Source organism: Cryptosporangium sp. NPDC048952 (assembly GCF_043197895.1).
In the GTDB taxonomy this organism is placed as follows: Bacteria; Actinomycetota; Actinomycetes; order Mycobacteriales; family Cryptosporangiaceae; genus Cryptosporangium.
This window is the reverse complement of sequence record NZ_JBICTY010000002.1, coordinates 1,376,804-1,402,996: the sequence shown is the minus strand read 5'-3', so window position 1 is coordinate 1,402,996 and position 26,193 is coordinate 1,376,804. Positions and strand designations below refer to the sequence as shown.

General features: G+C 70.0%; 22 protein-coding genes and 3 pseudogenes. 11 read left to right on the top strand and 14 right to left on the bottom strand.

Annotated elements, in window-relative coordinates:
- Nucleotides 1-56 precede the first annotated feature (56 nt).
- Entirely contained in the window at nucleotides 57-2,408 is a 2,352-nt protein-coding gene (locus ACGFY5_RS14850; RefSeq protein ID WP_392720154.1) for a glycoside hydrolase family 2 protein, read from the top strand.
- Between the two features lie 5 nt (nucleotides 2,409-2,413).
- Here the strand turns inward: ACGFY5_RS14850 and ACGFY5_RS14845 are convergent, their stop codons facing one another.
- Together ACGFY5_RS14845 and ACGFY5_RS14840 are read right to left on the bottom strand one after the other, a co-directional pair.
- On the bottom strand, nucleotides 2,414-3,799 hold the full coding sequence (locus ACGFY5_RS14845) for a hypothetical protein (protein WP_392720513.1): 1,386 nt from the start codon (nucleotides 3,797-3,799) through the stop codon (nucleotides 2,414-2,416).
- Nucleotides 3,800-3,922: 123 nt separating this feature from the next.
- Nucleotides 3,923-5,047: a glutamate--cysteine ligase gene (locus tag ACGFY5_RS14840; RefSeq protein WP_392720152.1), complete on the bottom strand. Its 1,125-nt coding sequence runs from the start codon at nucleotides 5,045-5,047 to the stop codon at nucleotides 3,923-3,925.
- A 51-nt stretch (nucleotides 5,048-5,098) separates the two neighbouring features.
- Between ACGFY5_RS14840 and ACGFY5_RS14835 the strand changes: the two genes are divergently transcribed.
- A complete protein-coding gene (locus ACGFY5_RS14835) occupies nucleotides 5,099-5,854 on the top strand; it encodes an SDR family NAD(P)-dependent oxidoreductase (RefSeq protein WP_392720151.1) in 756 nt (251 codons plus the stop codon).
- Between the two features lie 39 nt (nucleotides 5,855-5,893).
- Here the strand turns inward: ACGFY5_RS14835 and ACGFY5_RS14830 are convergent, their stop codons facing one another.
- Complete coding sequence (locus ACGFY5_RS14830; RefSeq protein ID WP_392720150.1) at nucleotides 5,894-6,853, bottom strand: endo alpha-1,4 polygalactosaminidase; 960 nt, start codon at nucleotides 6,851-6,853, stop codon at nucleotides 5,894-5,896.
- Nucleotides 6,854-6,885: 32 nt separating this feature from the next.
- Nucleotides 6,886-7,377, bottom strand: coding sequence for a MarR family winged helix-turn-helix transcriptional regulator (locus ACGFY5_RS14825; RefSeq protein WP_392720149.1), 492 nt, complete (start codon nucleotides 7,375-7,377; stop codon nucleotides 6,886-6,888).
- A gap of 56 nt (nucleotides 7,378-7,433) precedes the next feature.
- Between ACGFY5_RS14825 and ACGFY5_RS14820 the strand changes: the two genes are divergently transcribed.
- From ACGFY5_RS14820 to ACGFY5_RS14810, 3 genes and pseudogenes are all read left to right on the top strand, one after another.
- On the top strand, nucleotides 7,434-8,615 hold the full coding sequence (locus ACGFY5_RS14820; RefSeq protein ID WP_392720148.1) for an FAD-dependent monooxygenase: 1,182 nt from the start codon (nucleotides 7,434-7,436) through the stop codon (nucleotides 8,613-8,615).
- Between the two features lie 5 nt (nucleotides 8,616-8,620).
- Nucleotides 8,621-8,998: pseudogene (locus tag ACGFY5_RS14815) on the top strand (glutamate synthase-related protein); the annotation flags it as partial.
- 247 nt (nucleotides 8,999-9,245) lie between these two features.
- A complete protein-coding gene (locus ACGFY5_RS14810) occupies nucleotides 9,246-10,250 on the top strand; it encodes a molybdopterin-dependent oxidoreductase (protein WP_392720147.1) in 1,005 nt (334 codons plus the stop codon).
- Between the two features lie 5 nt (nucleotides 10,251-10,255).
- Here the strand turns inward: ACGFY5_RS14810 and ACGFY5_RS14805 are convergent, their stop codons facing one another.
- Nucleotides 10,256-12,475, bottom strand: coding sequence for a beta-galactosidase (locus tag ACGFY5_RS14805; protein ID WP_392720146.1), 2,220 nt, complete (start codon nucleotides 12,473-12,475; stop codon nucleotides 10,256-10,258).
- Nucleotides 12,476-12,573: 98 nt separating this feature from the next.
- Here ACGFY5_RS14805 and ACGFY5_RS14800 point away from each other — a divergent pair, with 98 nt between their 5' ends.
- From ACGFY5_RS14800 to ACGFY5_RS14785, 4 genes are read left to right on the top strand one after another with little or no spacing between them, the layout of a single operon-like run.
- On the top strand, nucleotides 12,574-13,869 hold the full coding sequence (locus ACGFY5_RS14800; protein WP_392720145.1) for an extracellular solute-binding protein: 1,296 nt from the start codon (nucleotides 12,574-12,576) through the stop codon (nucleotides 13,867-13,869).
- On the top strand, nucleotides 13,866-14,774 hold the full coding sequence (locus ACGFY5_RS14795) for a carbohydrate ABC transporter permease (protein WP_392720144.1): 909 nt from the start codon (nucleotides 13,866-13,868) through the stop codon (nucleotides 14,772-14,774). The genes ACGFY5_RS14800 and ACGFY5_RS14795 overlap by 4 nt, the downstream gene beginning before the upstream one ends.
- Entirely contained in the window at nucleotides 14,771-15,598 is an 828-nt protein-coding gene (locus ACGFY5_RS14790; protein WP_392720143.1) for a carbohydrate ABC transporter permease, read from the top strand. Before ACGFY5_RS14795 ends, ACGFY5_RS14790 begins: the two co-directional genes overlap by 4 nt.
- An 8-nt stretch (nucleotides 15,599-15,606) precedes the next feature.
- Nucleotides 15,607-16,704: a LacI family DNA-binding transcriptional regulator gene (locus ACGFY5_RS14785; protein ID WP_392720142.1), complete on the top strand. Its 1,098-nt coding sequence runs from the start codon at nucleotides 15,607-15,609 to the stop codon at nucleotides 16,702-16,704.
- A 169-nt stretch (nucleotides 16,705-16,873) separates the two neighbouring features.
- On the opposite strand, the gene ACGFY5_RS14780 is transcribed toward ACGFY5_RS14785, so the two are convergent.
- The gene (locus ACGFY5_RS14780; protein ID WP_392720140.1) at nucleotides 16,874-17,317 is read right to left on the bottom strand and encodes a MarR family winged helix-turn-helix transcriptional regulator; all 444 of its coding nucleotides are present in this window, start codon (nucleotides 17,315-17,317) and stop codon (nucleotides 16,874-16,876) included.
- A gap of 179 nt (nucleotides 17,318-17,496) precedes the next feature.
- Between ACGFY5_RS14780 and ACGFY5_RS14775 the strand changes: the two genes are divergently transcribed.
- Nucleotides 17,497-18,060 (top strand): YbhB/YbcL family Raf kinase inhibitor-like protein, encoded by a 564-nt coding sequence (locus ACGFY5_RS14775; RefSeq protein WP_392720139.1) that lies wholly within the window; start codon nucleotides 17,497-17,499, stop codon nucleotides 18,058-18,060.
- Between the two features lie 22 nt (nucleotides 18,061-18,082).
- Here the strand turns inward: ACGFY5_RS14775 and ACGFY5_RS14770 are convergent.
- The 8 genes and pseudogenes from ACGFY5_RS14770 to ACGFY5_RS14735 form a co-directional block, all read right to left on the bottom strand.
- A pseudogene (locus tag ACGFY5_RS14770) lies at nucleotides 18,083-18,499 on the bottom strand (ABC transporter permease subunit); the annotation flags it as partial.
- A 7-nt stretch (nucleotides 18,500-18,506) separates the two neighbouring features.
- A complete protein-coding gene (locus ACGFY5_RS14765; protein ID WP_392720138.1) occupies nucleotides 18,507-18,992 on the bottom strand; it encodes an NIL domain-containing protein in 486 nt (161 codons plus the stop codon).
- Nucleotides 18,993-19,031: 39 nt separating this feature from the next.
- Nucleotides 19,032-19,313 (bottom strand): annotated as a pseudogene (locus ACGFY5_RS14760) (ATP-binding cassette domain-containing protein); the annotation flags it as partial.
- A 334-nt stretch (nucleotides 19,314-19,647) separates the two neighbouring features.
- Nucleotides 19,648-21,246 (bottom strand): beta-N-acetylhexosaminidase, encoded by a 1,599-nt coding sequence (locus ACGFY5_RS14755; protein ID WP_392720137.1) that lies wholly within the window; start codon nucleotides 21,244-21,246, stop codon nucleotides 19,648-19,650.
- 5 nt (nucleotides 21,247-21,251) lie between these two features.
- On the bottom strand, nucleotides 21,252-22,070 hold the full coding sequence (locus ACGFY5_RS14750) for a carbohydrate ABC transporter permease (RefSeq protein ID WP_392720136.1): 819 nt from the start codon (nucleotides 22,068-22,070) through the stop codon (nucleotides 21,252-21,254).
- The gene (locus ACGFY5_RS14745; RefSeq protein WP_392720135.1) at nucleotides 22,067-22,957 is read right to left on the bottom strand and encodes a carbohydrate ABC transporter permease; all 891 of its coding nucleotides are present in this window, start codon (nucleotides 22,955-22,957) and stop codon (nucleotides 22,067-22,069) included. The genes ACGFY5_RS14750 and ACGFY5_RS14745 overlap by 4 nt, the downstream gene beginning before the upstream one ends.
- The gene (locus ACGFY5_RS14740) at nucleotides 22,954-24,261 is read right to left on the bottom strand and encodes an ABC transporter substrate-binding protein (RefSeq protein ID WP_392720134.1); all 1,308 of its coding nucleotides are present in this window, start codon (nucleotides 24,259-24,261) and stop codon (nucleotides 22,954-22,956) included. The genes ACGFY5_RS14745 and ACGFY5_RS14740 overlap by 4 nt, the downstream gene beginning before the upstream one ends.
- Before the next feature lie 23 nt (nucleotides 24,262-24,284).
- A complete protein-coding gene (locus tag ACGFY5_RS14735) occupies nucleotides 24,285-25,196 on the bottom strand; it encodes a MurR/RpiR family transcriptional regulator (RefSeq protein WP_392720133.1) in 912 nt (303 codons plus the stop codon).
- A gap of 94 nt (nucleotides 25,197-25,290) precedes the next feature.
- Here ACGFY5_RS14735 and ACGFY5_RS14730 point away from each other — a divergent pair, with 94 nt between their 5' ends.
- The gene (locus tag ACGFY5_RS14730) at nucleotides 25,291-26,184 is read left to right on the top strand and encodes an N-acetylglucosamine kinase (RefSeq protein WP_392720132.1); all 894 of its coding nucleotides are present in this window, start codon (nucleotides 25,291-25,293) and stop codon (nucleotides 26,182-26,184) included.
- The last annotated feature ends 9 nt before the right edge of the window (nucleotides 26,185-26,193 follow it).

Sequence of the window (26,193 nt, the reverse complement as noted above, 5' to 3'; positions counted from 1 at the left end):
GTCATAGCGTCGACAGCATGCCGCACCGCCGGAGCTCCTGCGCGACTGACGATTCGATGATTTCCGAGCAGGATCTCGGCGGTTCGTGGACGCTCTCGTCGGACGGCGGCGCCGCCTCCGCCGCGACAGTGCCCGGCTGCGTGCACACCGATCTGCTCGACGCCGGCCTGATCCCCGACCCCTTCCTCGACGACAACGAGACGGCAGTGGCCTGGGTCGGCCGGACCGATTGGACCTACGACCGGGACATCGCGTGGCACGGCCCGAAGCTGGAACGGATCGACCTGGTCTTCGAAGGGCTCGACACTGTCGCCGCGATCGAGCTGGACGGCGTGCCGCTCGGTGCGACACGCAACATGCACCGCTCCTACCGGTTCGACGTGACGCCGTCGATCGACGCAACGCCGCGACCGTTGCGCGTGCGGTTCACGTCCGCCTACACCGAGGCCGAGGCCCTCCGCGAGGAGCTCGGACCGCGGCCCAACGCCTATCCGGAGCCGTTCAACTTCATCCGCAAAATGGCCTGCAGCTTCGGCTGGGACTGGGGCCCGACGCTGGTCACCGCCGGTATCTGGCGGCCGGTGCGGCTCGAGGGCTGGAGCACGGCGCGGCTGGCCACTCTGGTTCCCCTCGCGACCCTTCGCGACGGCGTCGGCATGCTGGACCTGAACCTCGACGTGGAGCGCACCCGTGCGCGCGACCTGCGTGCCCGCGTGCTGCTCGATGGTCGGGAGATCGCCGTCCTCGACCTGCCCGGCGAGGAAACCACTGCCCGCGCCACTGTCGACGCCGGCGATGTCACGCCGTGGGGTCCGCGCGGATACGGAGAGCCGGCGCTCTACGAGCTGACCGTCGAACTGCTCGATGGCGACGCCGTGCTGGACCGGTGGAGCCGGCGCACCGGTTTCCGGACGGTGGACATCGACCGGACCGGCGGCGGGTTCACGATCCGGATCAACGGCGAGCCCGTGCTCGTCAAAGGCGTCAACTGGATCCCCGACGACATCTTCCCGTCCCGGATGACCCGCGCGCGTTACGAACGGCGGCTGCGCGAAGCGGCCGACGCCGGCGTCAACCTGATCCGGGTGTGGGGCGGTGGCATCTACGAGGACCGCGCGTTCTACGAGGTCTGTGACGAGCTGGGCCTGCTGGTGTGGCAGGACTTCCTGTTCGCCTGCGCCTGCTACCCGGAGGAGGAGCCGCTCTCCTCCGAGGTCGTCGCCGAGGCGCGCGAGAACGTCGTCCGGCTGGCCGCGCATCCGAGCCTGATCACGTGGAGCGGCAACAACGAGAACCTGTGGCTGCACGAGGCCATGGGCTGGTCGTCCGAGCGGAGCTGGGGCGAGAAGTACTACCTGGAGACGCTGCCGGCCATCGCCGCCGAACTCGACCCGTCCCGGCCGTACCAGGCCGGCAGCCCGTGGCCCGGCAGCCGCGACCTTCCGCCGAACGACCCCGACCACGGCACGTTCCACTCGTGGGAGGTGTGGAACCGGGAGGACTACGGGAACTACCGCGACTCGGCCCCGCGGTTCGTCGCCGAGTTCGGCTGGCAGGCGCCTCCCGCCTGGCGCACGCTGCGGGACGCGGTGTCCGACGAGCCGCTGCTGCCCGACTCGCCCGGTGTGCTGCACCACCAGAAGGCCGAGGACGGCAACGGCAAGCTGGCGCGCGGACTCGCTCCGCACTTCGGGGTGCCCGCCGGCGTCGAAGCCTGGCACTACCTCAGCCAGCTCAACCAGGTCCGCGCCGTTCGCACCGGCGTCGAGCACTGGCGCTCGCACTGGCCGCACACCGGCGGCTCCATCGTGTGGCAGCTCAACGATTTGTGGCCGGTCACCTCCTGGGCCGCGATCGACGGCGCCGGCCGGTACAAGCCGCTCTACTTCGCGCTGCGCGAGCTGTTCGCCGAGCGGGCCCTGACCATCCAGCCCCGCGACGGTGGGCTGGTCGTGGGCGTACTCAACGACAGTGCCCAGCCGTGGAGCGGCCGGTTGAGCGTCGAGCGTCAGTTCTTCGAGGTCACGGTCGCGCCCCGGTCGGTGGAGCTGGTGCCGATTCCGTTCGCCGACACCTCCGACTTTCTCGTCGCCCGGTTGGACGGTGAGCGTGCGTTGTGGTTCGGCGTTCCGGACAAAGACTTTCCCTATCCGGACGTCGATCTGGCGGTGAGTGTCGAGCCGGTTCGTGGCGGGCTCGACGTCCACGTCGAGTCGGCGGGGTTGGCCCGGGACGTGCTCCTGCAGGCTGATCGGATCCATCCGGAGGCGGTGGCCGATCGGGGTTTCGTCACGCTGCTGGCCGGTGAGTCCGTCGTGTTCCGGGTTCGTGCGCCGATCGATCTGGACGCCGGTGCGGTGAGGGCACCGTGGGTTCTCACCGATCTGGCGTCGGTGCTGCGGCTCTGAGCCGGTCAGGGGGCGATGCCGACGCCCTCGATGCGGCTGGCGGCAGCCTCGTCGGCCGCACTGAGTGCCGGCCAGCGTCGGCCGCCCGGCCTGGGCTCGACCCGGCTGGCGTACGACGCCGGCCGGTACCCCGGCTCGTAGAAGCAGCCGGTGCCGTATCGGGCGTCGAACGTGCCGCACGACGACGCGATCGACTGGGGAGTCGGCTTCCGTCCGGAACGAACCCACGTGTCCAGGGCGGTGAGGGAGTTGGCGTACTCGGCGGTGCTCAGCCCGCTGTGCTCGCTCTCCCTGGTGAACGTCTGCACGAGATGCTGGTCGCGGTGGGCGCCCTCGAGCGTCGCCCGGTAGGCGGCCTCGTGCTCGACGAAAGCGGTCGGGTCGTCGATCGCGTGGAGGGTGAGTACCGGAATGGAGACCCGGCCGGTCAGGTCGCTGTCGTAGGACAGGTCGCGCACCGCGGACGGGTCCGCGGCGAACCGTTCGACTCCCGCGTTCAGTGCGGCGTCGTCGTGGGAGCCGGAGTACTGCACGCCCTGGTTGCTGAACGGATTGCGGTCGCCGAGGCGGTTGTGGACGAGGTCGCGGAAAGTGAACGTCGCGAACGTCAGATGCGACTCCAGCGTGCGCTCCGGCACGCGGGTCACGGCAAGGATGTCGGTGAGGTTGCGCTGCTGGAGGGCCGTCCGACTCGCCGGCGCGGCGTCGTAGCCGGTGCATTCGCGCAGGCGCGCGCGCAGTCCGGCCGCTGTCATCGTCGAGTCCGCGCGCAGTCCCTGCCAGACCGGGTACTGGGGCTCGCTCGGCCGCGGGTGGTTCCGGCAGTAGTACTGGTACACGGCCCGCAGGTCGACGCGGTAGTCGTAGCCGCGCGAGCCGCCGGCGAGGACGCCGTTGGTCAGGAGCGCGCCGTCGTATGGGCCGTGCCGGTGGGCGTAGGTCTCCAGGACCTTGGCGGCGACGTCGCCTCCCCACGACTGTCCGTGCAGGAGGGTCCGCGTCGGCTTGCCGAACCGGTCGACGAACACCCGGCGCGCGTTCTCGGTGTCGGCGGCGGCCATCCGCGTGCCGTAGCCGCCACGGCGGTACGAGGAGCCGACCCAGGCGTAGCCCTGGTCGACGAGTACCGCCCAGCGGTTCAGGTCGTCGAGGCTGCGAGCGGGATCCGACGCGGCACCCAGGTCGGGGCCGCCGTGCGCGTGCACCACCAGGGAGCCGTTCCAGCCGGTGGGCACCGCGATCGCGTAGTACGCCCCGTTGGCGTCCTGCCCGGTGTAGCAGGTGGCACGACCGGCCAGGTTCGTCGGGCAAGGCGCCGTCGCCGGAGCGGCCGCCTGCGCCACGGAGCCCGGCGCGAGTACTCCGAGGGCAACCGCGATCGCGAAGACGATCCTTCGCAGCGGGGACTTGTTCACGGGGCGGCTCCTCGCGCTGAACGGCGCCTCGTTACGCCGCGAGGTCCGAGGCTAGGGAGCACTCATCCGGCCCGTCCATTGTGTTCATACCGTTCGCGATCAGCCCTCCCGCAGCTCGCGGACCAGTGCGGAGACGACCGCCTTCAGACTGCCGTCGTTCGCCGCGGAGACGCGGAGCTGCCGCTGGTAGCTGGCCCCCTCGTCGATGATGCGGCGGACGCCGGAGAGCTCGGGCAGGCATCCGAGCGCCTCGGCGACCGGCTCGAGCGTGGGGAGCAGTTCGTCGAGGTCCTTGGTGACGAGCCGCTCGTCGCCGTCGGCGTTCTGGATGATGATCGCGTCCATGCCGTAGCGGGCGGCCCGCCACTTGTTCTCGCGGACGAACCACGGCTGCATCGTCGGGATCGCGCGGCCGGCGTCGAGTTCGCGGGAAAAGTGTTCGACCAGGCACTGGGTCAGCGCGGCGATCGCGCCGATCTCGCGTGCCGTCGAGATGCCGTCGAACGTGCGGACCTCGATCGTGCCCCACTTGGGGGACGGCCGGATGTCCCAGCGCAGTTCGTTCAGTTCGGCGATCACGCCGACGTGCAGGAGGTCGGCCACCATCGCCTCGTACTGCGCCCAGTCGGTGAACTGCGGTGGCAGCCCGGCCGTCGGCAGCTGCTGGAACATCAACGCGCGGTTGGACGCATAACCGGTGCTCTCCCCGGCCCAGAACGGGCTCGACGCGCTCAGCGCCTGGAAGTGGGGGAGGTAGGTGAGCAACCCGTCGATGATCGGGAGCACCTTGCGCCGGTCCTCGACGGCGACGTGGACGTGCACGCCCCAGATCATCATCTGACGCCCCCACCAGCGGGTGCGGTCGATGAGGGTGTCGTAGCGCGGCTTCTCCGGCGTGACCTGCTGCTGGAACCACTGGCTGAACGGATGCGTGCCCGACGACATCAGATCGACGCCGAGCGGCTCGGCGAAGCCGCTCACGCGCTCGACCAGGCGGGTCAGATCCGCGACGGCGTGCCCCACCTCGTGGTGGGGTGCGCTGACGATCTCGACGGTGTTCGTGAGCAGCTCGTTGGTGACGTGCGGAAACGTGTCGGCCGGTCCGAGCCGGGCGAGGAGGTCCGGCGCGGCGGGGGACAGCTCGCCGCTGCGTCGGTCGACGCAGGCGATCTCCCACTCGATGCCCAGGCGCGATCTCTCGGAGCCGGCGAAATCGATGCCCATGGGCAGAGTGTAGGAAGCCGATCAGATGCCGCTGCGCGAAGGAGCCCCACCATGGCAGTTTTGGACACGTTTTCGCTGACCGGTAAGCGTGCTGTCGTCACCGGGGGTAGTCGGGGCATCGGGAAGGCGCTGACCCGGGGGCTGGCCGAGGCCGGGGCGTCGGTCGCGATCATCAGCCGGGACGCCGCGGTCGCCGAACGGGCCGTCGCGGAGCTACGCGCCGACGGGCTGGACGTCTCCGCGGTCACCGGGGATCTCACGTCCGGACCGGGGCTCGTCGACGCCGCCGCGGACGTCCTCGGGGGGCTGGACGTTCTGGTCAACAACGCCGGAGCCTGCATCCACAAACCCACGCTCGACGCCACCGACGACGAGTGGGACGCCGTGTTCGACCTCAACGTCAAGGCGCTGTGGCGGTGCAGTCGGGAGGCCGCCCGGCACCTGCAGGGCACCGGCGGGACGATCGTCAACGTCGGCTCGATGTCCGGGTACATCGTGAACCGGCCCCAGTGGCAGGCTGCCTACAACGCATCCAAGGCCGCGGTGCACCACCTGACCAAGTCGTTGGCGGCGGAGTGGGCGCCGCTCGGGATCCGGGTCAACGCGCTCGCACCCGGGTACGTGAAGACCGAGATGGCACCGGTCGACCGGCCCGAGCTGCGGCGGTACTGGATCGAGGACGCCGCCCAGCAGCGGTATGCACTGCCGGAGGAGATGGCGCCCGCCGCGGTGTTCCTCGCCTCGTCGGCGTCGGCGTTCATGACCGGCTCGATCCTGGTGATCGACGGCGGCTACACGATCTGGTGACACCTCACCCGGCACCAGATCGCGCTCCCCCTCAGTGCGTCAGCACTCGGCGTAGACGTAGCCGGTGGAGCCCTGCTTCGTCACGTCCTGGTCGCGCCGGACGACGGAGATCGTGGACTTCACGCTGGTGCAGGCCTTGCTGAAGCCGCTCGCGGTGTACTCGATGTCGACCCAGTTGCCGCCCCAGACCTCCGCGTAGTCGGCGCATTCCGTGGTCGCGCCGCACTCCTCGACGACGGCCAGGTCGAAGCCGGCGGCTTTGCCTTCGCCCTCCAACTCGGCGGTGTTCTTCTGGGCGATCGCGAGACCGAGGCTGTGGGCCTTCGCGATGAGCAGGGCGGCGAACGCGAGAGCGTCGTTCTTGCTCATCAGCGTGGGAGCGCCTTCCTCGGGCTCCGTGCCCTCCCGCGCCGACGTGCGGTCCGCGAGGGTCGCGTAGGCACGGGTGAAGCTGTCGAGATTGTCGACCTCGACGGCGTCGAACTTCTTGTCGGCGCAGGCCTGAATCTGCTTGCCGACGATCGCGGCGAGGGTCGTGCGGTTGGCGCGAGTCCGGAGGTCGACGATGATCTCGTCCGGCCATCCCGGATCGACGTAGTACGGCGTGGAGTACCGCTGGTTCTCCGTGGAGGTCGGGTACTCGGGCGTCGGGTTCGGGAGCAGTAACTGCTTCCTGCTCGCGTCCGCGGCGAACCACGTGCTGGTGCCCTCGAGCGGCTGACCGTCAGCGCCGTTCTCGTCGGGCTGGGTCTGGAATCCGTTGACGTAACAGATGTCGTAGCCGAGCCCGGCCGGAACATCCTTCACGTCGCGGCTGACGACCCGCACGCCGCTCGCGGGCGGATAGCCACCGCCGATCTGGTAGTCGAACTTCGCGTCCGGCAGGAACGGCTTCGTCGTCACCGCCGAGCCGGTGCCATCGGCCACGCCGACGGCGACGAGCGCGAGGGCGGCGAACAGCATCGCCGCGCGGCGAAGGACGAGACGACCGGCAGGCATGTCGGCACGGTAGGACCGCGACGCAAGAGGACTCAGCGGCGGCGGAGGCGGTCGTTGGCGGCGGCGCCGGCTGCGGCGAGGCGGGACACGAACGCGGTGATGACGCGGAGGTCGTCGAGGCTCGTGTCCTGGAGGACCTGCGCCACCTCGACCCCGGCCACGCCGAGGAACTGGCGGGCCCGCTCCCGGGCGTCCGGCGACGGCCGGAGCGTCACGCGACGCCGATCGGTGTGTTCGCGGGTGCGGTGGATGTGTCCCGCCGCCTCGAGCCGGTTCAGCAGCACGCTGGCCGCGCCCGACGTCATGCCGATCTGCCGGGACAGCTCGGCCGGTGACAACGGCGTGCCGTCCTCCGCGGCCCAGACGATGAGGCCGAGGGCATTCGCGTCCGAGCCCGGCAGGTTCGTCCAGGCCGCCAGATGCTGGTTGAGCTCCGCGAACCGGACCGCCCAATCGCGAAGCGCCTGCATCGCGGCGGTCTGCTCCGGCGCCCACTCCTCCGTGAGGGGGTCCAGTCTCGTCATGCGCCATCCTTCACTCTGAAGTAGCTTCACTGTAAAGCAACTAGGAGAGGGATGTCATGAGCTCACGACGTGCAGTGGTTTCCGGGGCCAGCATCGCGGGGCTATCCGCCGGGTACTGGCTCGCGCGCACCGGCTGGACCGTCACGGTGATCGAACGCGCCCCGAGCTTCCGGGACGGCGGTCAGAACGTCGACGTGCGTGGCGTCGCCCGGGACGTCCTCACCCGGATGGGGCTGTTCGACGCGGTCAAGGCGCAGAACACGACCGAGACCGCAACCGTCCTCGTCGACGCGCAGGGAGCGGTGCGCGCCGAGCTGCCCTCCGACGGGCCGGACGGTGCCACGGCCGAACTCGAGGTACTCCGCGGCGACTTCGCCCGCACGATCCTCGACCACCTGCCCGCGCACGTCGAGATCCACTACGGCGAGGAGATCGAGGACGTCGACGACGGCCCGGACGCCGTCACGCTCACCACGGGGTCCGGCCGCGAACTCCGCGCGGACCTGCTGGTCATCGCCGAGGGGGTCCGCTCGACGACCCGCGACCGGATCTTCGGCGACGCGGTCGACCGTCGCGAACTGGGCATCAACATGGTGTTCGGCACGATCCCGCGCATACCGACCGACGACGACCGCTGGCGCTGGTACACCACTGTCGGCGGACGCCAGATCCATCTGCGGCCCGACAACCACGGCACCACCCGCGCGATCCTCTCCTACGCACGCGACGACGACCTGACCCGTCTCGACCAGGCCGACGCCCTCGCCCGCGTCCGGGAGCGGTACGCCGACGCCGGGTGGGAGGCCGACCGGGTCCTGGACGCGTTCGACACGTCCGACGACGTCTACATCGACCACCTCACCCAGATCCGGATGGACAGCTGGCACCGCGGTCGGATCGTCCTGGCCGGCGACGCCGGCTGGTGCGTCACCCCGATGGGTGGCGGTGGCGCCTCGCTCGCGCTCACCAGCGGGTACGTTCTCGCCGCCTACCTCGCCACGGAACCGGACGACCTCGCCGCAGCGCTCGCCCGCTACCAGGAGTGGATGCGTCCCCTCGTCGACGACGTGCAGAAGCTGCCGCCGGGGTTCGAACACTTCGCGTACCCGCAGACCCGGATCGGCCTGGCGGTGCGTGAGGTGGCGGACAAGGTCATGACGTCCAAGCTCCTCGCGCCGCTCGCGGCGAAGCTCACCCAGGTGGCCGAGACCGACCGGTCGCTCCCGGAGATCCCCTAGCGTCAGCGCATCTCGCCGGCGCCGACGCGGTGGCGATCGGGACCGCGGCGCTGATCGGGCTCGGCGACAACTCACCGCGCTACGCCGCCGAGTACGCGGAGTTGGGGTCGGCGGCAGGGTTCTACGACGACTTCCAGGACGGCCGCGACCCCGCCGGCATCACCACCCAGGACCCCGCGCTGGCGGCCCGGCTCGACCCGGTGGAGGGCGGCCGTCGGCTCGCCAACTACCTGCGCGTCCTGACGATGGAGGCGCAGACGCTGGCCCGTGCCTGCGGCAAGGCCCACGTCCAGCACCTCGAACCCGAGGACCTCTGTGCGCTGACGATCGAGGCCGCCGCGATGGCGCGCGTACCGCTGGCCGGCACCGGCTGGATCCCGGGATCGACGTCATGCCGATGCGTGCCGCCGCCTCCGCGAGGGTCAGGCCCGCCTCGGCGCGCAGCTGCCGGACCCGGCGGCGATCGCCCGCTCGAGCCGGCCGACCTCGGTGCGTGGCGCGTCGACCTCGCGCGCCGCCGGCCCGTGGTCGGGGCGGGAGGCCGCCTCGTGGTCCGGGCGGGAGGCTGGTTCAGCCATGGCGACGGATCACGGTTGGGAGCATACGCGGCAGCGGATTAGCGTTCGGCGCATGCGGATCGACTTCCGGGCCAGGCAGGGCGGGCGGCGGGTGGACCTCGTGCTCGGTCTGCTCCTGGTCGCGGGAGTGCTCACCGGGCTGGGCGCCAACACGATCGGGGTGAACTGGCCACTCGACCTCATCCAGCTGCACGCGGCCGGTGCGCTCGCGATCCTGCTGCTGGCGCCGTGGAAGTACGTGGTGATCCGCCGGGGTCTGCGTAACCCGCGGCAGCGGCGGCCGACCAAGGCGCTGTCACTCGCGCTGCTGTTCTTCGTGCTGGTGACGATCGGCAGCGGGTTGCTGCACTCGACGGGCCGGGTGGAGTACGTCGGCCCGCTGACGTTGATGCAGATCCACGTGGGTGCGGCGGTCGGTGCGGTTCTCGCGGTGGCGGCGCACTTCGTCGGTCACTGGGTGCGTCCGCGGCGCACCGACGTCGATCGGCGGGCGCTGTTGCGGTTGGCCGTTCTGGGCGCCGGTGCGGCGGTGGCCACGGCGGCGTGGGACGGACTCGCGGCCACGAGCCGGCGTTACACCGGGTCGGTGCCCACGGCGGACCTGGAGGTCACGTCGTGGATCAACGACGGCATCCAGCGCGTCGACGCCGGGAAGTGGAGCCTGCGGGTCGGTGAGACGGAGTTCGATCTGGACCGGATCCTGGCACTGCCGCACGAGCGGTTCACCGCGATCCTGGACTGCACGAGCGGGTGGTACAGCTCCCAGGAGTGGGAGGGCGTGCGGCTGAGCGCGCTGCTGGCCCTCGCCGGTGTGGACCCCGGACGGAGCGTCGAGGTGCGGTCGGTGACGGGGTATGCCCGGTGGTTCGGCGGCGACACGCTCGACGACGTGTGGCTGGCGACAGCTGTCGGCGGTCGGTATCTGAGCCCCGGGCACGGGTTTCCGGTGCGGATCGTGGCGCCGGGGCGGCGGGGGTTCTGGTGGGTCAAGTGGGTGACGTCGATCCAGCCGTCGAGCCGGCCGCCGTGGGCGCAGTCGGTGTTCCCGCTGAGCTGACAGTGCTAACCGGGCAGCGTCGCGGTGCTGCGTCCGACCACGCGGATCGCGTCGACCGCCAGCAGTTGGGCTTCGGCGGTGAGCAGGCGGTCGCGAGCGTCGGACGGCAGCGAGATCCGGGAGACCGTGGCGAGCGGCAGCAGGTGCAGCGTCACCTCGGCGCCGGGGCGGTACCCGGCGTCCACCAGGTTGACCGTCCAGCGCGAGCCGTCCCAGAAGCGGTCGGTGACCAGCTCGCCGTCGACGCGCAGTTCCCCGACGTCACCGGCCCAGTCGATCTCCAGCAGCGCGTCGGCGTCGGGGTCGGCGGCCCAGGCCGGTAGGTCGACGCGGTATACCGCGGCATGCTCCTCGAACACGGCCCGATCGGGGGCCGACGCCCGGCCGTCGTGCTTGCCGTATTCAGCGGGTACCGCACCGGCGGACCGTATTTCGGTCAGAGTGGGATGACCTGTCAGGCACGAACGCGGACTGCTCGGCAGGTGGACGAAGGCGCGATCCGCCGGGCGGTACTCCCGCACCGATGCGGCCGACGTCGTCTTCACCGAGACCGGGCCGGTCGCGCTCCACTGCAATTCGTCGGTGCTCAACAGCAGCCGCCGGCCGCCCTCCTCGCGCACCCACACCGTGTCGGCGACGTCGGCCGGGAGAACGAGCACGTCCAGCGTGCCGCCGTCGGCCGTGAGCCGGATCGGCGTCAGCCCAGGCGTGACCGGTACACCGTCCAGCTCGGGCGGAATACCGGCTTCGGCGAGCAGAACGAGCGTGGGGACCTCGCCGGGCAGCACGGTGAGCGCGGACGCGGTCGCCCACTTCACCCGCACGCCACCGAGGCTCAGGTTGACCGGCCAGCGCGCCAGGGTGCCCGCCGGGACGTCGACCGGCCGGGAGGGGAACTCCAGTTGCTCGTCGTCGAGGCTCAACCGGAAGCAGGCACCGACGAACGTGTCGAGCGGGAAGTGCGGCTGGTGCCAGGCCACGAACAGGAACCCGCTGTGCCCGTCGCTGCGCAGCGCCCAGCGCAGCGTCGTGCTGTCCTCGACGTCGACCGGCCGGACGTCGGGAAGGCTGGACGGCATGTCGGCGAGCTTGTCGCCGAACGCGGCCAGGAACGCGTGCTGCCGACGCAGGTGGGCGTGGCTCTCGGCGAGCGCACCGGCCTCGCCGATCGGGGCCCGGAAGTCGTAACCCCGTCGGGGCAGGTCGTTCGGGTAGCCGGTCGCGTGGGATTCCTGCACGTCACCGGGGTTGGTGCCGCCCGCGTACATGTAGTAGCCCTGCCAGGCTGACCCGTTGCCGATCTTGCAGTGCGCGATCGTGGCCGTGTCGAGCGCTGTCGGCCGCGGCCGCCGGTGGTACGCGCTGGCCATCCCGCCCGCGAGCTCGCAGGTGACCGGTGGGAAGTCGGTGGAGGGTGCGCGGGGTCCGGACGCGGCTGCCGCGATGTTCTGCGCGCGCCGGACGTCGGCGCCGATGCCCGGGTCGTCCCAGACGTGCGAGAAGAAGTAGTGGTCGCGGAAGTTCGGCGCCCAGGGTGCATCGGCGTCGACCCAGAAGCCGTCGCCGTATCCGCCGTAGAGCGGGAGCACCTCCTCGGCGGGCAGTTCAGCGCTGTCCCACGCGGTGGCGGCCCAGATCGGCGCGGAGATCCCGGCCTGCCGGGCGAGCCGTTTGAGCGTGCGCAGGTGCTCGGGCTCGGTGTACAGCTCGTTCTCGAGCTGGATCCCCAGCACCGGCCGGAAGTGCGGTCCGATCGCGGCGAACCACTCCTCGACCAGCCGGAGGTACGCCGGGTCGTCGGTGCGGTGGCGGACCGGGGCGTCCCGGACCCAGTCGGGGAAACCGCCGTTGCGGCTCTCCCCGTGCACCCACGGCCCGATCCGCAGCATCACGTCGAGACCGGTCTCGTCGGCCAGGTCGACGAACGCGGCGACGTCCAGGTTGCCGTCGAAGTGGTATTCGCCGGGCGCGGGGGAGTGGTGCAGCCAGAACAGATAGCTGGACACCACCGTGACGCCGCCGGCCTTCAACTGGCGCAGGCGCTCCGCCCAGCGACGCCGGGGCACGCGGCTGTAGTGCAGCTCGCCGGAGACGGGCACGACCGGGACACCGCGCCGGACCACGTACCGGCTCGTCAGCGACACACCGGGCCGGACGTCCTCGTCGTTGCTCATCCGCGGCCTGCGCAGCGGTTCTTCCCAGGGCACGTGGCGCAGTTCCAGCACAGACCATTTGTAACCGGTCACAGGATCAAATCCAAGATCTTGACACGTCTGCGAGGGAGCGTCACTGTAACCGGTCACAGGCCCATCAGGGAGGATCAATGAAGACGCCCCTCCGCCTACTGGCGGTTCTCAGCGCCGCAGTCCTACTGGCCACCGCCGGCTGCAGCGGTGGCTCCGACGACGACAGCACCAGCGACGCGAACGTCTCGCTGAACTACTGGGCCTGGGCGCCGAACATGGACAAAGTCGTCGCCGAGTGGAACGCGACGCATCCGAAGATCCAGGTGACGGTCAACAAGCAGGACGGCGGGGACCCGGCGGTCACGAAGCTGCTCACCGCGGTCAAGGCCGGCAGCGGCGCCCCGGACGTCATGCAGACCGAGTACCAGAAGATCCCGACGCTGGTCTCCGCCGACGCGCTCGCCGACATCTCGTCGGAGGCCGGCGATCTCGAGAGCAAGTTCCCCGAAGCCGCCTGGACCGCTGTGACGCTCGGCGGTGACGCGCTCTACGGCGTCCCGCAGGACTCCGGGCCGCTGATGTTCTACTACCGCGCCGACATCTTCGAGAAGAACGGCCTGCAGGCCCCGAAGACGTGGGACGACTACGCCGCGGCCGCCGAGAAGATCCACCGCGCGAACCCGAAGCAGTACCTCGGCACGTTCTCGGCCACCGACGCCGGTCTGTTCGTCGGACTCGTGCAACAGGCCGGTGCGTCCTGGTGGGGCGTGAAGGGCGACTCCTGGACCGTCGACATCGACGACGCCGCCACGCAGAAGGTCGCCGCGTTCTGGGGCGGTCTGGTCGAGAAGGGCGTCATCGACAACAAGCCGATGTACACGCCGGAGTGGAACACCGCGCTGAACGACGGTGCGCAGGTCGGTTGGGTGTCCGCGGTCTGGGCGCCGGGTGTGCTCGAGGGCAGCGCGAAGGACACCAAGGGCAAGTGGAAGGCCGCCCTGATGCCGCAGTGGGACGCCGCGAACCCGGCGACCGGCAACTGGGGTGGGTCGGCGACCAGCGTCACCGCCCAGAGCAAGCACAAGAAGCAGGCCGCCGAGTTCATCGCGTGGCTCAACAGCGATCCTGCTGCGCTCAAGCTGCTGAGCGGTACCGCCAACGTGTACCCGGCCGCGAACGACGCCGTGCTCGACCAGCCGCCGGCGTTCTTCTCCGACCAGAAGGACTTCTACGACCTCGCCGCCGAGGCCGCGAAGGCCACCAAGCCGTTCACGTACGGGCCGAACGTCAACGTCGCCTACAGCGCGTTCAACGACGCGTTCGGCAAGGCCGCCGAGTCGAGGAAGGCGGCTGCGTTCACGTCCTCGCTCGCCACCGTGCAGAAGGCGACTGTGGACGACATGAAGAACAGCGGGTTCACCGTCGCCGAATGAGTACTTCACGAAAGACCCCGTACGGCTTTCTGGCTCCTGGACTCGTGCTGTTCACGCTGTTCCTGGCGGCGCCGATCGGCTACGCCGGCTATCTGAGCCTGCGCAAGGTCAAGGTCAGCGGCCTGGGCCTCGGTTCGAAGTCGCGAACCGAGGTCTGGGCGGGCCTGGGCAACTACACGCGCTCGCTGACCGACCAGGACTTCCTGCCCAGCGTCTACCGGATCGCGGGGTACAGCCTGATCGTCGTGCCCACGATGCTCGGCCTGGCCCTGCTGATGGCGTTGCTGCTCGACTCGAGCCGTACCCGCCCGTCGGTCGCCCGCTTCGCCCGGATCTCGATCTTCCTGCCGTACGCGATCCCCGCGGTCATCGCGTCGCTGCTGTGGGGCTTCCTGTACCTGCCCCGCGTCAGCCCGCTCACCGACGCGCTGGAACCGTTCGGGCTCGCCGCGCCCGAGCTGCTGTCGTCGTCGTGGGTGCTGTGGGCGGTGGCGAACGTCGCGGTCTGGGGCGGCACCGGCTTCAACATGATCGTCATCTACACCGCGCTGCGGGCCGTTCCGACCAGCCTGTACGAGTCCGCGCGCATCGACGGCGCGTCGGAGTTCGCGATCGCCTGGCGCATCAAGATCCCGATCGTCCTGCCGTCGCTGATCATGACGTTCGTCTTCTCGCTGATCGCCACCCTGCAGGTGTTCGCCGAGCCGATCACGCTGCGGCCGCTGAGCAACACGATCACGTACACGTGGACCCCGCTGATGAAGGTCTACCGCGACGCGTTCATCCGCAACGACATCTACGCCGCGGCGGCCACCTCGGTGGTCATCGCGGTCGTCACGTTCGCGCTGTCCTTCGGCTTCCTCAAGCTCGTCGGACGGCGCGCCTTCAGCCAGGAAGAGTCATGAAGCGTAGCCCGGTGGCGACGACGATCCTGTTGCTCGGCGCCGCGTACTGCCTGTTCCCGGTGGCGTGGGTGGTGATCGCGTCGAGCAAGAGCGCCGGTGAGCTGTTCTCCACGCTGACGCTGGTGCCGAGCACCCACCTGTTCGACAATTTCGTCGACCTGAGCACGTACCGCGGTGGCCTGTACTGGCGGTGGATGGCGAACACCGTGCTCTACGCCGGCGTCGGTGCCGCGGTCTCCACGTTCGTCTCGGCGATGTTCGGGTACGCGCTGGCGAAGTTCGACTTCCCCGGCAAGAGCTTCATCTTCAACGTCATGCTGGCCGGAGTGCTGGTGCCCGGCGTCATCCTGGCGATTCCGCAGTACCTGCTGCTGGCCAAGGTGGGGCTGACCAACACGTACTGGGCGGTGCTGCTGCCCAGCTTCATCAGCCCGTACGGCATCTACCTCGCCCGGATCTTCGCCGCCGCGGCGGTACCGACCGAGATTCTCGAGGCGTCCCGGATCGACGGTGCCAGCGACTGGCGCACGTTCCTCCGGGTGGCGCTGCCGATGATGCGGACCGGGCTGGTCACCGTGTTCCTGTTCCAGTTCGTGGCGATCTGGAACAACTTCATGCTGCCGTACATCATGCTCGGCAGCGACCGGCTGTACCCGCTGACCGTGGGGCTGAACAGCCTGCTCAACCAGGGCGCCAGCCAGCCGGCCATGTACATCACGGTGGTGACCGGCGCGCTGGTGTCGATCGTTCCGCTCGTGCTGCTCTTCCTCTCGCTCCAGCGATACTGGCAGGTCGACCTGGCTGCCGGTGCCGTCAAAGCCTGACGATTAGGATGCCGAACGTGTCGCGCACCAAACGCCCCACCATCCGCGACGTCGCTCGCGAGGCCGGGGTGTCCTACGCGACCGTCTCGCGGGTACTCAACGGGAGTGACTGGGTCAGCCCCGAGTCGGTGCGCGCGGTCCGCGAGGCGATCAGCCGCACCGGCTACACGACCAACCAGACCGCCCGGTCCCTGGCCACCGGGCGGTCGGGGTCGATCGCGTACCTGCTCACCGAGCCGCAGCACCTGCTGTTCGAGGACCCCAACTTCTCGGTGCTGCTGCGTGGGGTCGCCGAGGCGCTCTCCGGCCGCGAGCTGACGCTGATCCTGATGATCGCGTCCACCCCCGAGGAGCGCACCCGTACGATCGCGTACCTCAACGGGGGCCATGTCGACGGCGTGCTGCTGGTCTCGCCGCACTCCGGTGACCCGTTGATGGAGCAGCTGGTGCAGGCGCAGATCCCGGTCGTGGCGTGCGGCCGGGTGCTCGGCCTGGAGTCGCAGATCAGCTCGGTCTCCGCGGACGACCGGGCCGGGGCGCGCGCGGCCGTGGAGCACCTGATCGGCGTCGGCTGCCGCCGGATCGCGACGATCACCGGGCCTCCCGACACGTCCGGGGGCGTGGACCGGCTGGCGGGGTACACCGACGCGCTCGAGACGCACGGCCTGGCGGTGGACGACCAGCTCGTCGTGCACGCCGACTGGACGTGGACCAGCGGCGCGAACGGCATGCGCACGCTGCTCGATCGGAGCGCCGGCATCGACGCGGTGTTCGCCGCGTCCGACGTCATCGCCGCGGCGGCGCTGCCGGTGCTCCGTGAGGCCGGGCACCGGGTGCCGGACGACGTGCGGGTGGTCGGCTTCGACGACTCGGGGCTGGCCGCGACCACCGAGCCGTCGCTGAGCACCGTTCGGCAGCCGTACGAGCGCATCAGCGAGGAGATGGTGCGGCTTCTCGTCGAGCTGATCGACGGCCGGTCACCGCTGTCGATCGCGATCCCCACCACGCTCGTGCTGCGCAGCTCGTCTCCGGCCGAAGGTCGCGCTGGGGACGCCGTCCGCGGCGTCGATCCGCAGACCGGCCACCATTTCGACGACACCCGCTAGGGCTTTCGGGCGACCGCACCGTAGAGAGACACCGAGGGCAGATCGCCGTCACCGCGCGTCGACCAGCTCGGCGACCAGGTCGTGCGCCCGGTCGGAGTCGGGCACGAAGTGCAGGATCGCCAGCAGGGTCAGCCCGATCGGCTCGGCGAGTGTCTCGCGGTCGGCCGCGCTAGGAGTCGGCGATGGTGCCGAGCAGCACGCAGGCCCGGGCGATCGCCTTCTGATCGTCCGGGCTGAGTGCGTGCAACTGGGCGTCCAGCCACGCGTTGCGTTGGGTGCGGGCGGCGTGGGCGAGTTCGGCGCCTTCGGGCGTGGCGCTGAACAGCACTTTGCGGCGGTCGTTCGGATCCGCCGTGCGGATCGCGTAGCCGGCCGAGGTGAGCCGGTTCACGCTCTGACTCATCGAGGCGGGGGCGACGTGGTCGTGTTCGCTGAGCTGAGTCAGGGTCTGCGGGCCGTGCTTGTAGAGCCGGGTGAGGACGTCGAGGGCCGTGTCTCCGAGGCCGCCCTCCGGGCGTTCACTGCGGAACCGGCGATAGAGCCGCGCCACCGTTGATCGCACCTGACCGCCGAGTGCGGCCCCGTCGAGAGCGTCAGTTGCCTCCGTCTCCATAGGTGCTTAGTGTACCTAAACAAAGTCTTCAGTATGCCTAATGTTCGCGAAGGGGCGCGGTGCCATCACCCGTCATCGCCGGTCAGGCGAGCAGGGAAGGACCGTTCTCGTGGCGCGGCCCCTCTCTCCGTCCGCGACCGAAAACTCCGCGGCCAACCCTGAACGAAGGAACCGAACGCATGCCCAACCCACTCGGACGCGCGCTGCGCAATCGGCGCGCCGGGCACCACACCCTCGTCTGGGCCCACCCCGACCTGCAGGCACCCGAGACATTCACCCTGACCAGTCCCACCTTCGCCCACGGCGCCCCGATCCCCGAACGCCACCGCGGCCGGCTGCTCGGTGCCAACATCTCGCCGGCCCTGGCCTGGACACCACCGCCGGCCGACACCGCAGAACTCGTGCTCATCGTGCAAGACCCCGACGTACCGTTCGGGAAACCGGCAACCCACGCGCTCACCCGAGGCATCGACCCGGGGCGACACGAAATCCCCGAGAACGCTCTCGTCCAGCCCAGCCCGATCAACGGACTCGTACACGGGAACGGCCCACTCGGCCGCCGCGGCTGGGCCGGCCCCATGCCCATCGCCTCCCACGGCCCCCACAGCTACGTTTTCCAACTCTTCGCCCTCGATCAGCGTCTCCAGCTGCCCGACAGGTTCACCCTCACCGACACCCTCCACGCCATGACCGGCCATGTCATCGCGCGCGCCCGCCTCGACGGCACCTACGAAATCCAGTAACTATCAGCGGCCCGCTCCTGCGCTAGCGCCGTAGGGCGGCCCGTGCGAGCCAGTTCCCCAGGAACTGGCCGGTCTGCACGATGACGATGATCGTCGCGACGCTGAGGTAGACGACCGGCCAGTTGTAGCGCTGTGATCCGTAGGTGATCGCGTAGTCGCCGAGGCCGCCACCGCCGAACAGCCCGGCCTGCGCGGACATGTCGACGATCGCGACGAAGATGAACGTGTGTCCGAGGATCAGCGGCCCGAGCGCCTCCGGAATCAGCACCGTGACCAGGATCCCGAGCGGCCGGGCACCGGCGGCTCGGGCCGTCTCCACCACCCCGGGGTCGACGGTGAGCACGTTCTGCTCGACGATCCGGCTGATCGCGAACGCCGCCGACCGGGAGAGCGCGAAAGCCACCGCGTTGGTGCCGATCGTGGTGCCGATCGTCTGCAGCATCCATCTAGGTCTCTTCCTCGGTCAGCTCAGCGCCATCGGCGCGCAACGCGGCCACCGCAGCGTCGACCGAGGAATCTGCCCCGGTGAGCTCGAACGTCAGGCTGCCGAACGGCCGTTCCTGCAGCTCGCTGATACCGCCGAAGACGATGTCCGCGGCCACACCGTGGTCGAGGAACGTCCGGGCCAGCCGGGTGGAGAACCCCTCGTGGTCGCGGATCCGGACCGTGATAAGACGCCCGGAGTGGCGCGCGCGCAGCCGGGCCAGCGTCTCCGGGGACGGCCGATCGCGTAGCGCCGTACGGACGAACTGCGCGGCGGCCTCGGACTTCGGCCGCGCGAACACGTCATAGGCGCTGCCGCTCTCCACCACGCGGCCACGGTCGAGGACCGCCACCCGATCGGTGACCGATCGGATGACGTCCAGCTCGTGGGTGATCAGCACGATCGTGACGCCGAGGTCGCGGTTGACCTGGCGCAGCAGCGCCAGCACCTCCGCAGTCGTCTCCGGGTCCAGCGCGCTGGTCGCCTCGTCCGCCAGCAGCAGCGACGGTTCGGTCGCCAGTGCGCGGGCGATCCCGACCCGCTGCTTCTGGCCACCGGAGAGCGCACGTGCACCGGCACGGACTACTTCGCCTTCGCGTCGTGGGCCTGCTGTTCGACGGTCGTCAGCTACTTCTGCAGCTCGGCCGCCAGGGTGGTGCGGAACACCGCGGTGCCGCTGTTGGCCTTCTGCACGCCCTTCTCCACCGTCGGGTCGTGGTAGAGCGCAGCCAGGTCCAGATAGGTCTGGTTCGTCGCGTCGGCCTTCCAGGCCGTGAAGATGTTGACGTACGGCGCGGCACTGGAGCTGGCCGGATCGTCCCGAACCGGCTCTGCAGCGCGCCGGCGGTCTGCGAAGCGTCCAGCGTGTCCAGGCGCCGAAAATTAGGGAAGCGGGGGTGGCGGAAGGCCAGGTCGCCGCCGGGGGTCACGCGCCGTCGAGGTGATCTACTCCGTGCCGATGCTATTCGCCTCGTCCGGCAACCCGGGCCGGAAGCACAGGCCATCGCCGAGGTCGACGACCCTTACCGCCCAGCCAGTAGTTGTAGCGCCGAGCGGGGTGTGCCACGGACGTGTCGATGTCCAGTTCCACAGTGGTCAGCGTGTCAGGAAACCTGGATGTTCGCGACCAGACCGGCGACGTGGGCGGCCCGCTCCTCACGGCTCTCCGGCCGTCCCGGAATCCCGGGGCGTCGCTGCCAGGGCCGCGGGCCGTCCGCGTGCCGGTACTCCACGCCCAGGGCGTCGAGCCGGGCCAGGTGGTGGCGCAGCCGACGGTCGAAGTCCGGGAAGTCCCGCTCGGCGGAGCTCCACAGCGCCTCGGCCACCGCGCACAAACGGGGAAACACGAGGTAATCGATGGTGCGGGGGGAGTCGGCGTGCTCGGTCCAGACGTTCGCCTGGCCGCCCAGGACGTGGCGGGCCTCGTCCGGCGTCAGCTCCGCCGGCACGGGGTCGAACGCGTAGACGTCGGCCACGGCCAGCGGGATCGAGACCGGGATGGGTTCGTCCGGCAGCTCGGACTGGCGGTAGTCGAGATAGACGAGGTCGTCCGGGCAGGCCACCACGTCGTGACCCCGGCGTGCCGCGGCGACCGTTCCGGTCGATCCGCGCCAGGAGGCGATCGCGGTGCCCGGGCCCGGTGAGCCCTCCAACAGTTCGTCCCAGCCGAACGACCGGCGCCCGGCAGCGGTGAGGTGGTCGTCGAGGCGGCGGATGAACCACGACTGCGGATCGTCGGTCCCGAGCTCGGCCATGCGTTCCCGGGTGCGCGGGTCGGCGCGCCACTGGTCGCGGGGGCATTCGTCGCCGCCGACGCCGATGTAGCGGGAGGGGAACAGCTCCAGCACCTCGTCGAGCACGCCGGTGAAGAAGTCGACGGTCGACTCCTCGATGTTGAGGACGTCGCGGCTGATGCCCCAGCGCGTCCAGACCTCCAGCGCCTGCCCGGTGACGCCCAGCGAGGGGTAGGCCGCCAGCGCTGCCTGGACATGGCCGGGTGACTCGATCTCCGGAACGATAGTGATGAAGCGCTCGGCGGCGTACGCGACGATCTCACGGACGTCGTCCTGCGTGTAGTAGCCACCGTGCGGACGACCGTCGCCCGATGCGTCGCGCCCCGCACCGACCTGGCTCTCGCGCCGCCACGCGCCGACCTCGGTGAGGCGTGGGTAGCGCCGTATCTCGCACCGCCATCCCTGGTCGTCGGTGAGGTGCCAGTGCAGGGTGTTGAGGCGGTGCGCGGCCATCAGGTCCAGGAAGCGCAGGACGTCGTGCTTCGGCAGGAAGTGCCGGGCGACGTCGAGCATCACCCCGCGCCAGCCGAAGCGCGGAGCGTCGTCGACCTGGACTGCGGGCAGCGACCACCGCTGGCCGGACACCGGCGCACGGCGGTAGATCGCGGGCGGCAGCAGTTGCAGGAGCGCCTGACAGCCGTAAAAGACACCGGCCGGCGAGCCGCCGCAAATGGTGACGTGAGAACCGACCGACAACTGATAGGCCTCGGGCTCGAGTTCGTCGGCGAGGGAAAGTTGAATCGTGGCCGCCTCCGCCGTGGCGAACGGCAGCCCGGTCGCCGGCCGGAGTGCTCCCTGGAGCCACGCGAGGACACCAGCCAACGCGGGCGGGGCGCCGAGGGTGGTGCTGTGGTCGAGGACGAGTTCGCCCTGGTCACGGACGAGACTTCGGGGTCGCGGGAGGAACAAGACGCCTAGCCCTTCACGGCACCGGCGGACAAGCCGACGACGAGGTTGCGCTGGATGACGAGGAAGAAGACGACCACCGGCACCGAGAAGATGACCGACGCGGCCATCTGCCCACCGAAGTCCGTCCCGGTGGTGGGGTTGCTGAACGAGGCGAGCCAGACCGGCAACGTGTAGCGGCTCTGATCCTGCATGAACGTGTACGCGAACAGATAGTCGTTCCAGGCCGCGATGAACGCGAAGATGCCGGTGGCGATCACACCCGGCGCGACCAGCGGGAACAGGACGCTGACCAGCACGCGCCAGGTACCGGCGCCGTCGATCTGTGCCGCCTCCTCGATCTCGACCGGGATCACGAGGAAGAAGCCGCGCATCACCCAGATCGAGAACGGCAGCACGGTGGCGACGTAGGCGAGCACCAGCGCGGCATAGGTGCCGAGCAGGTCCGCGCTGCTGAACATCGTGAACATCGGGATGAGCAGCGCGGTGCTCGGCAGCATCTGCACGGCGAGGATCACCACCATGATCGTGCGGCGCCCCGGGAAGCGGAACCGGGACAGCGCGGCGGCCGCGAAGATGCCCAGCACGATCGAAGTGAGCACGGTCGCGACGACGACGATCACGCTGTTGCGCAGGTTCACCAGGAACTGCTCCTGCGTGACCGCGTTGACGAAGTTGTCGACGGTGGGATGCGCCGGCACGAATTGCGGCGTCGGCGTCATCACGTCCGGTCGTGGCTTGAAGGCCGTGTTGACCATCCAGTAGACCGGGAACGCCCACACCAGGCAGAAGATCCCGGCCAGAGTGTTGACTCCCCAGCGCCTCACAGGTCCTCTCCCGACATGAGCAGTCTGCGGATGTAGACGCCGGTCAACGCCAGCAGGATCAGCGTCGTCACGACGGAGATCGCCGCTCCCTGGCCGATGTGGAAGCCGACGAACGCGGTCTTGTACGTGAAGATCCCCAGCGTCGACGTGGCGTCACCGGGGCCGCCCCGCGAGATCAGCCAGATCTGGTTGAACACGTTGTAGTCCCAGATCACCGACAGGATGCTGACCAGCAGCAACGTCGGCCGCAGATGGTTCAGCGTGACCACGCGGTAGACGGCGAACTCGCCGGCGCCGTCCAACCGGGCCGCCTCTAGCTGGTCCGGCGGCACCTGCGTCTCGGCGGCGTTGAGCGTCAGGGCGAGGAACGGCACTGCCTGCCAGACGATGAGCAGCCAGATCGAGACGTACGCGAGCGTCGGGTCCTGCGCCCAGTTCAGGTCGGTCGTGTTCCCGAAGACCCGCAACTGCTCCAACAGCCAGTTGACGACGCCGTAGCCGGGTTGGAAGAGCCAGTTCCACACCAGCGACGACGCGACGTTCGGCATGGCCCAGGCGACGATGAGCACCACCGTGACCGCGTACCGCCAGCCACGACCGAGCCGGGTCAGCAGGTGGGAGACCCCCAGGCCGAGCAGCACGCTGCCGGCCACCATCGCCGCGGTGAACAGCACGGTCCGCAGCAGCGACACCCGGAAGGCGCCGCTGACCAGCAGCGCCGAGTAGTGCTCGAGCCCGACGCCGGAGTAGCTGCCGGTGAAGAGCGTCCGCTGGTCGTAGTCGGTGAATGAGGTGAACACCAGGAAGCCGATCGGCGCGAGCGTCACCCCGGTGAGCACCAGGCCCGCCGGGCCGAGCAACCAGAGCGGCGCGAGGTTCCGCCTCACGAAGCCAGCGTGGAACCGAGGTGGGCGTCGAAGTCCTTCGCGGCGTCGGCCGGTGACTTGGCTCCGGACACCACCGCGGAGAACACCTGGTTGATGCTCTTGTCGCCCTCGACGGTGGGCCACTGCGCGGCGGCCGGCGTCGCCTTGGACGTCAGTGCGCCGGCGAAGAAGCCCTCTTGCTGCTCGGTGAGGCCGGCGGTCTGGGCCGCTTTGATGGCCTCGGTGCTGTTGGGGATCCAACCGTCCTTGCCGAAGACGTACTGGTCCTGGATGTCGGGGCTACCGGCGATCTTGGTCCACTGCAGGGCCAGTTCGGGGGTGTCGCTCTTGGTGGCGATGCCCCAGTCGGAGCCGCCGAGCATGACCGGCTGGCTCTTGCCGGACGTGCCGGGGAAGGGGAAGGTGCCCAGGTCGGTGATCTTCGGGTTGGCCTTCTGGATCAGGCCGATCGAGCCGGCGGTCGCCAGGATGGCCGACGTCTTGCCGTCGGCGAACAGCTGGGTCTGGTCGGGCACGAGGACGTCGAGCGTGCGCGAGGCGGGCGTCGAATAGGTGTTCTGGAAGGTCTTGAAGCCCGTCAGGCCCTTCTGTGCGGCGGCGCTGGAGAATCCGCCCTTCCAGGTGCCGCCGTCCTTCGTCGCGATCTCGCCGCCGGCGTCCCAGATCCACTGCATGCCGGCGAACCAGTACTGGCCGGGTAAGTAGAACGGCGAGAAGTCCGCGGCCGGATTGGCGGCCTTGACCTTGTCCAGTGCGGCGGTGAGCTCGGCGTAGGTCGTCGGAGCCTTCGTGACACCGGCCGCGGCCCACGTCTTCTTGTTGTAGATGACCGCCCGGGCCCCGGCGAAGCCCGGCACGGCGTAGAGCGATCCGTCCACCGTCGCCGGTTCCTCCAGTCCGGGCAGCCACGTGCGGCCCTGCTTCAGGTCGTCGCGGTAGGGCGTCAGGTCCAGCAGGCCACCGTTGGCGGCGAAACCGGGCACCTGCGTGTTGCCGAGGTCGAGGATGTCCGGAGTGTCCTTGCTGGAGAGCGCGGTGCTGATCTTCGTGGTGATGCCCTCCCACTGCTGGATCTGGATGTCGACCTTCGCGCCGGTCGCTTTCGTGAAGCTGGTGTTGATGGCGTCGAGCGTGGCGTCGGTGTAGTCGCCGTCCATGACCCAGACGGTCAGCGTCTTGCCGTCGCCTTGCGTGGAGGGGACCGTCGTGGGGGAGTCGCTGGTCGACGAACCGGACCCGCCACCGCAGGCACTCAGGGCCAGGATCGCTGTGACGCCCAGGGCGGCGACTGCCGTGGATCGCATGGGAACTCCTCGGGGGTTGGGGGTCATCCCTTCGTCCGCCCGCGCTTGCGGGACGGGACCTTCTCCGGCAGTCGGTGGGCGTCGACGGCTCGCACTGTCAGTTCGAGCGCCTCGGCCGTCCGTTCGTAGGTGCGCTGCGCCACCGCGACGTAGATCAGGTCGAGGACGAGCAGCTGGGACTGCAGGGCGGAGAGCGCGGCCAGCCGGAACGTCGTCTCCTGCACCGCGGTCGTGAAGACGACGTCGGCCGTCTCGGCGAGCGGTGAGCGGCTGAAACTGGTGATGGCCACGGTGAGCGCGCCCTGGTCGGCCGCTTCGGCCAGCGTCTCGATGACCTCGCGGGTACGCCCGGAGTGCGACAGGCCGATCGCGACGTCGCCGGGCAGCAGGAGCGCGGCGTTGGTGAGCGCGGTGTGCGTGTCGGTGCGGTGCCAGACCGGCACCCGGATCCGTTCGAGGCGGAACGCCAACTCGCGCGCGGAGGTGCCACTGCTGCCCAGACCGAAGATCTCGACGCGACGCGCGCCTGCGATCGCGGTGGCGACCTGATCGACGGCCGCCACGTCGATGCCGGCGGCCGTGTCCTGGATGGATCGGGTGTTGGCGGTCGTCACGACCCCGAGTACGTCGGTCAGGGGACTGTCGTGGGCGATGTCGCCGCTGATGTCGGTCTCCCAGCGGGCCTGTTCGGCCCGGCCGGTCTCAGTGGCCACGGCGACGCGCAGGTTCGCGTAGCCCTTGAAACCGAGCGTGCGGCTGAACCGCGTCACGGTCGCCGTCGACGTCCCCGAGCGTTCGGCCAGGTCGACGATGCTCGCATGGGCCGCGTTCTCGGGGTCCTCGAGGATCGTCTCGGCGATCTTCGCGAGCGCCTCCGGCATGCCCGGTCCCTCGATGCGCAGCCGCCCGAGCAACCCGCCACTCTCACCGGCCACGTCGTCATCCTTTTCATTGAATGGTGTTGACGGTGAAAATTACGACCGAAAGAACAGCTAGTCAATAACTCTTCGCCATGTTCTGATCACCGCCATGCGATTGGTGGTGGGCGTCGACGCGGGTGGGACCTCGTCGCAGGCCGTGCTGGCCACGGTCGACGGTGTGATCCTCGGTCGAGGTCGGGCTGGGCCCGGTAATCCGCTCACCGCCGGCGCCGGGGCGGCTGCTGCTCAAGTGGCCCTTGCCGTGCGTGACGCGCTGGGGGAGCACCCCGGTGCGCTGGTCGGCGCGGCGACGTTGGGCATTGCCGGGCCGGCGACCGTGCGGCCGTTCGGGTCCGCTTTGGCTGCACTGGGCGTGGCCGGCCGGGTCGCGGTGGTCGGTGACGTGGTGACCGCGTTCGCCGCGGGGAGCCCGGCTCCGTCCGGGTCGGTGCTGGTTGCCGGCACCGGGGCGATCGCCGCCGCGGTGCGCGCCGACACCGTGGTCCGCACTGTGGACGGTCTGGGCTGGCTCCTGGGCGACGAGGGCTCCGGCCGCTGGTTGGGGCTGCAGGCGGTCCGGGTCGCGGTGCGTCACTGGTCGACGCCGTTCGCCGCTGAGGTGGCGGCGCGTGCCGGAGTGGCGACCTCCGACGAGCTGGTGCGGTGGGCGCAGGCGTTACCGCTGAGCGAGATCACCGACCTGGCGCCGCTGGTGTGTGCGGCGGCCCGGGCGTCCGACCGGTTTGCGGCCTCGATCGTCCGGGAGGCCGTTGCGCACCTGGTCCGCACCCTCGACGACCTGCCCGCGGAGGGGCCGGTCGTGCTGGCCGGTGGGCTGCTGGTGGGTGACACCCCGGTGCGCGAGGGGGTGCTCGACGCGCTGCATCGACGGGGTGTGCAGCCGTCCACCGCCCGGGATCCGGCGGCCGGCGCGGCGTGGCTGGCAGCGCGGCCGCTGAGTCCGCTCACGTCGGCCGCGCTGCACGCGGCCCTGGGGCTCTAGCGGAATCCG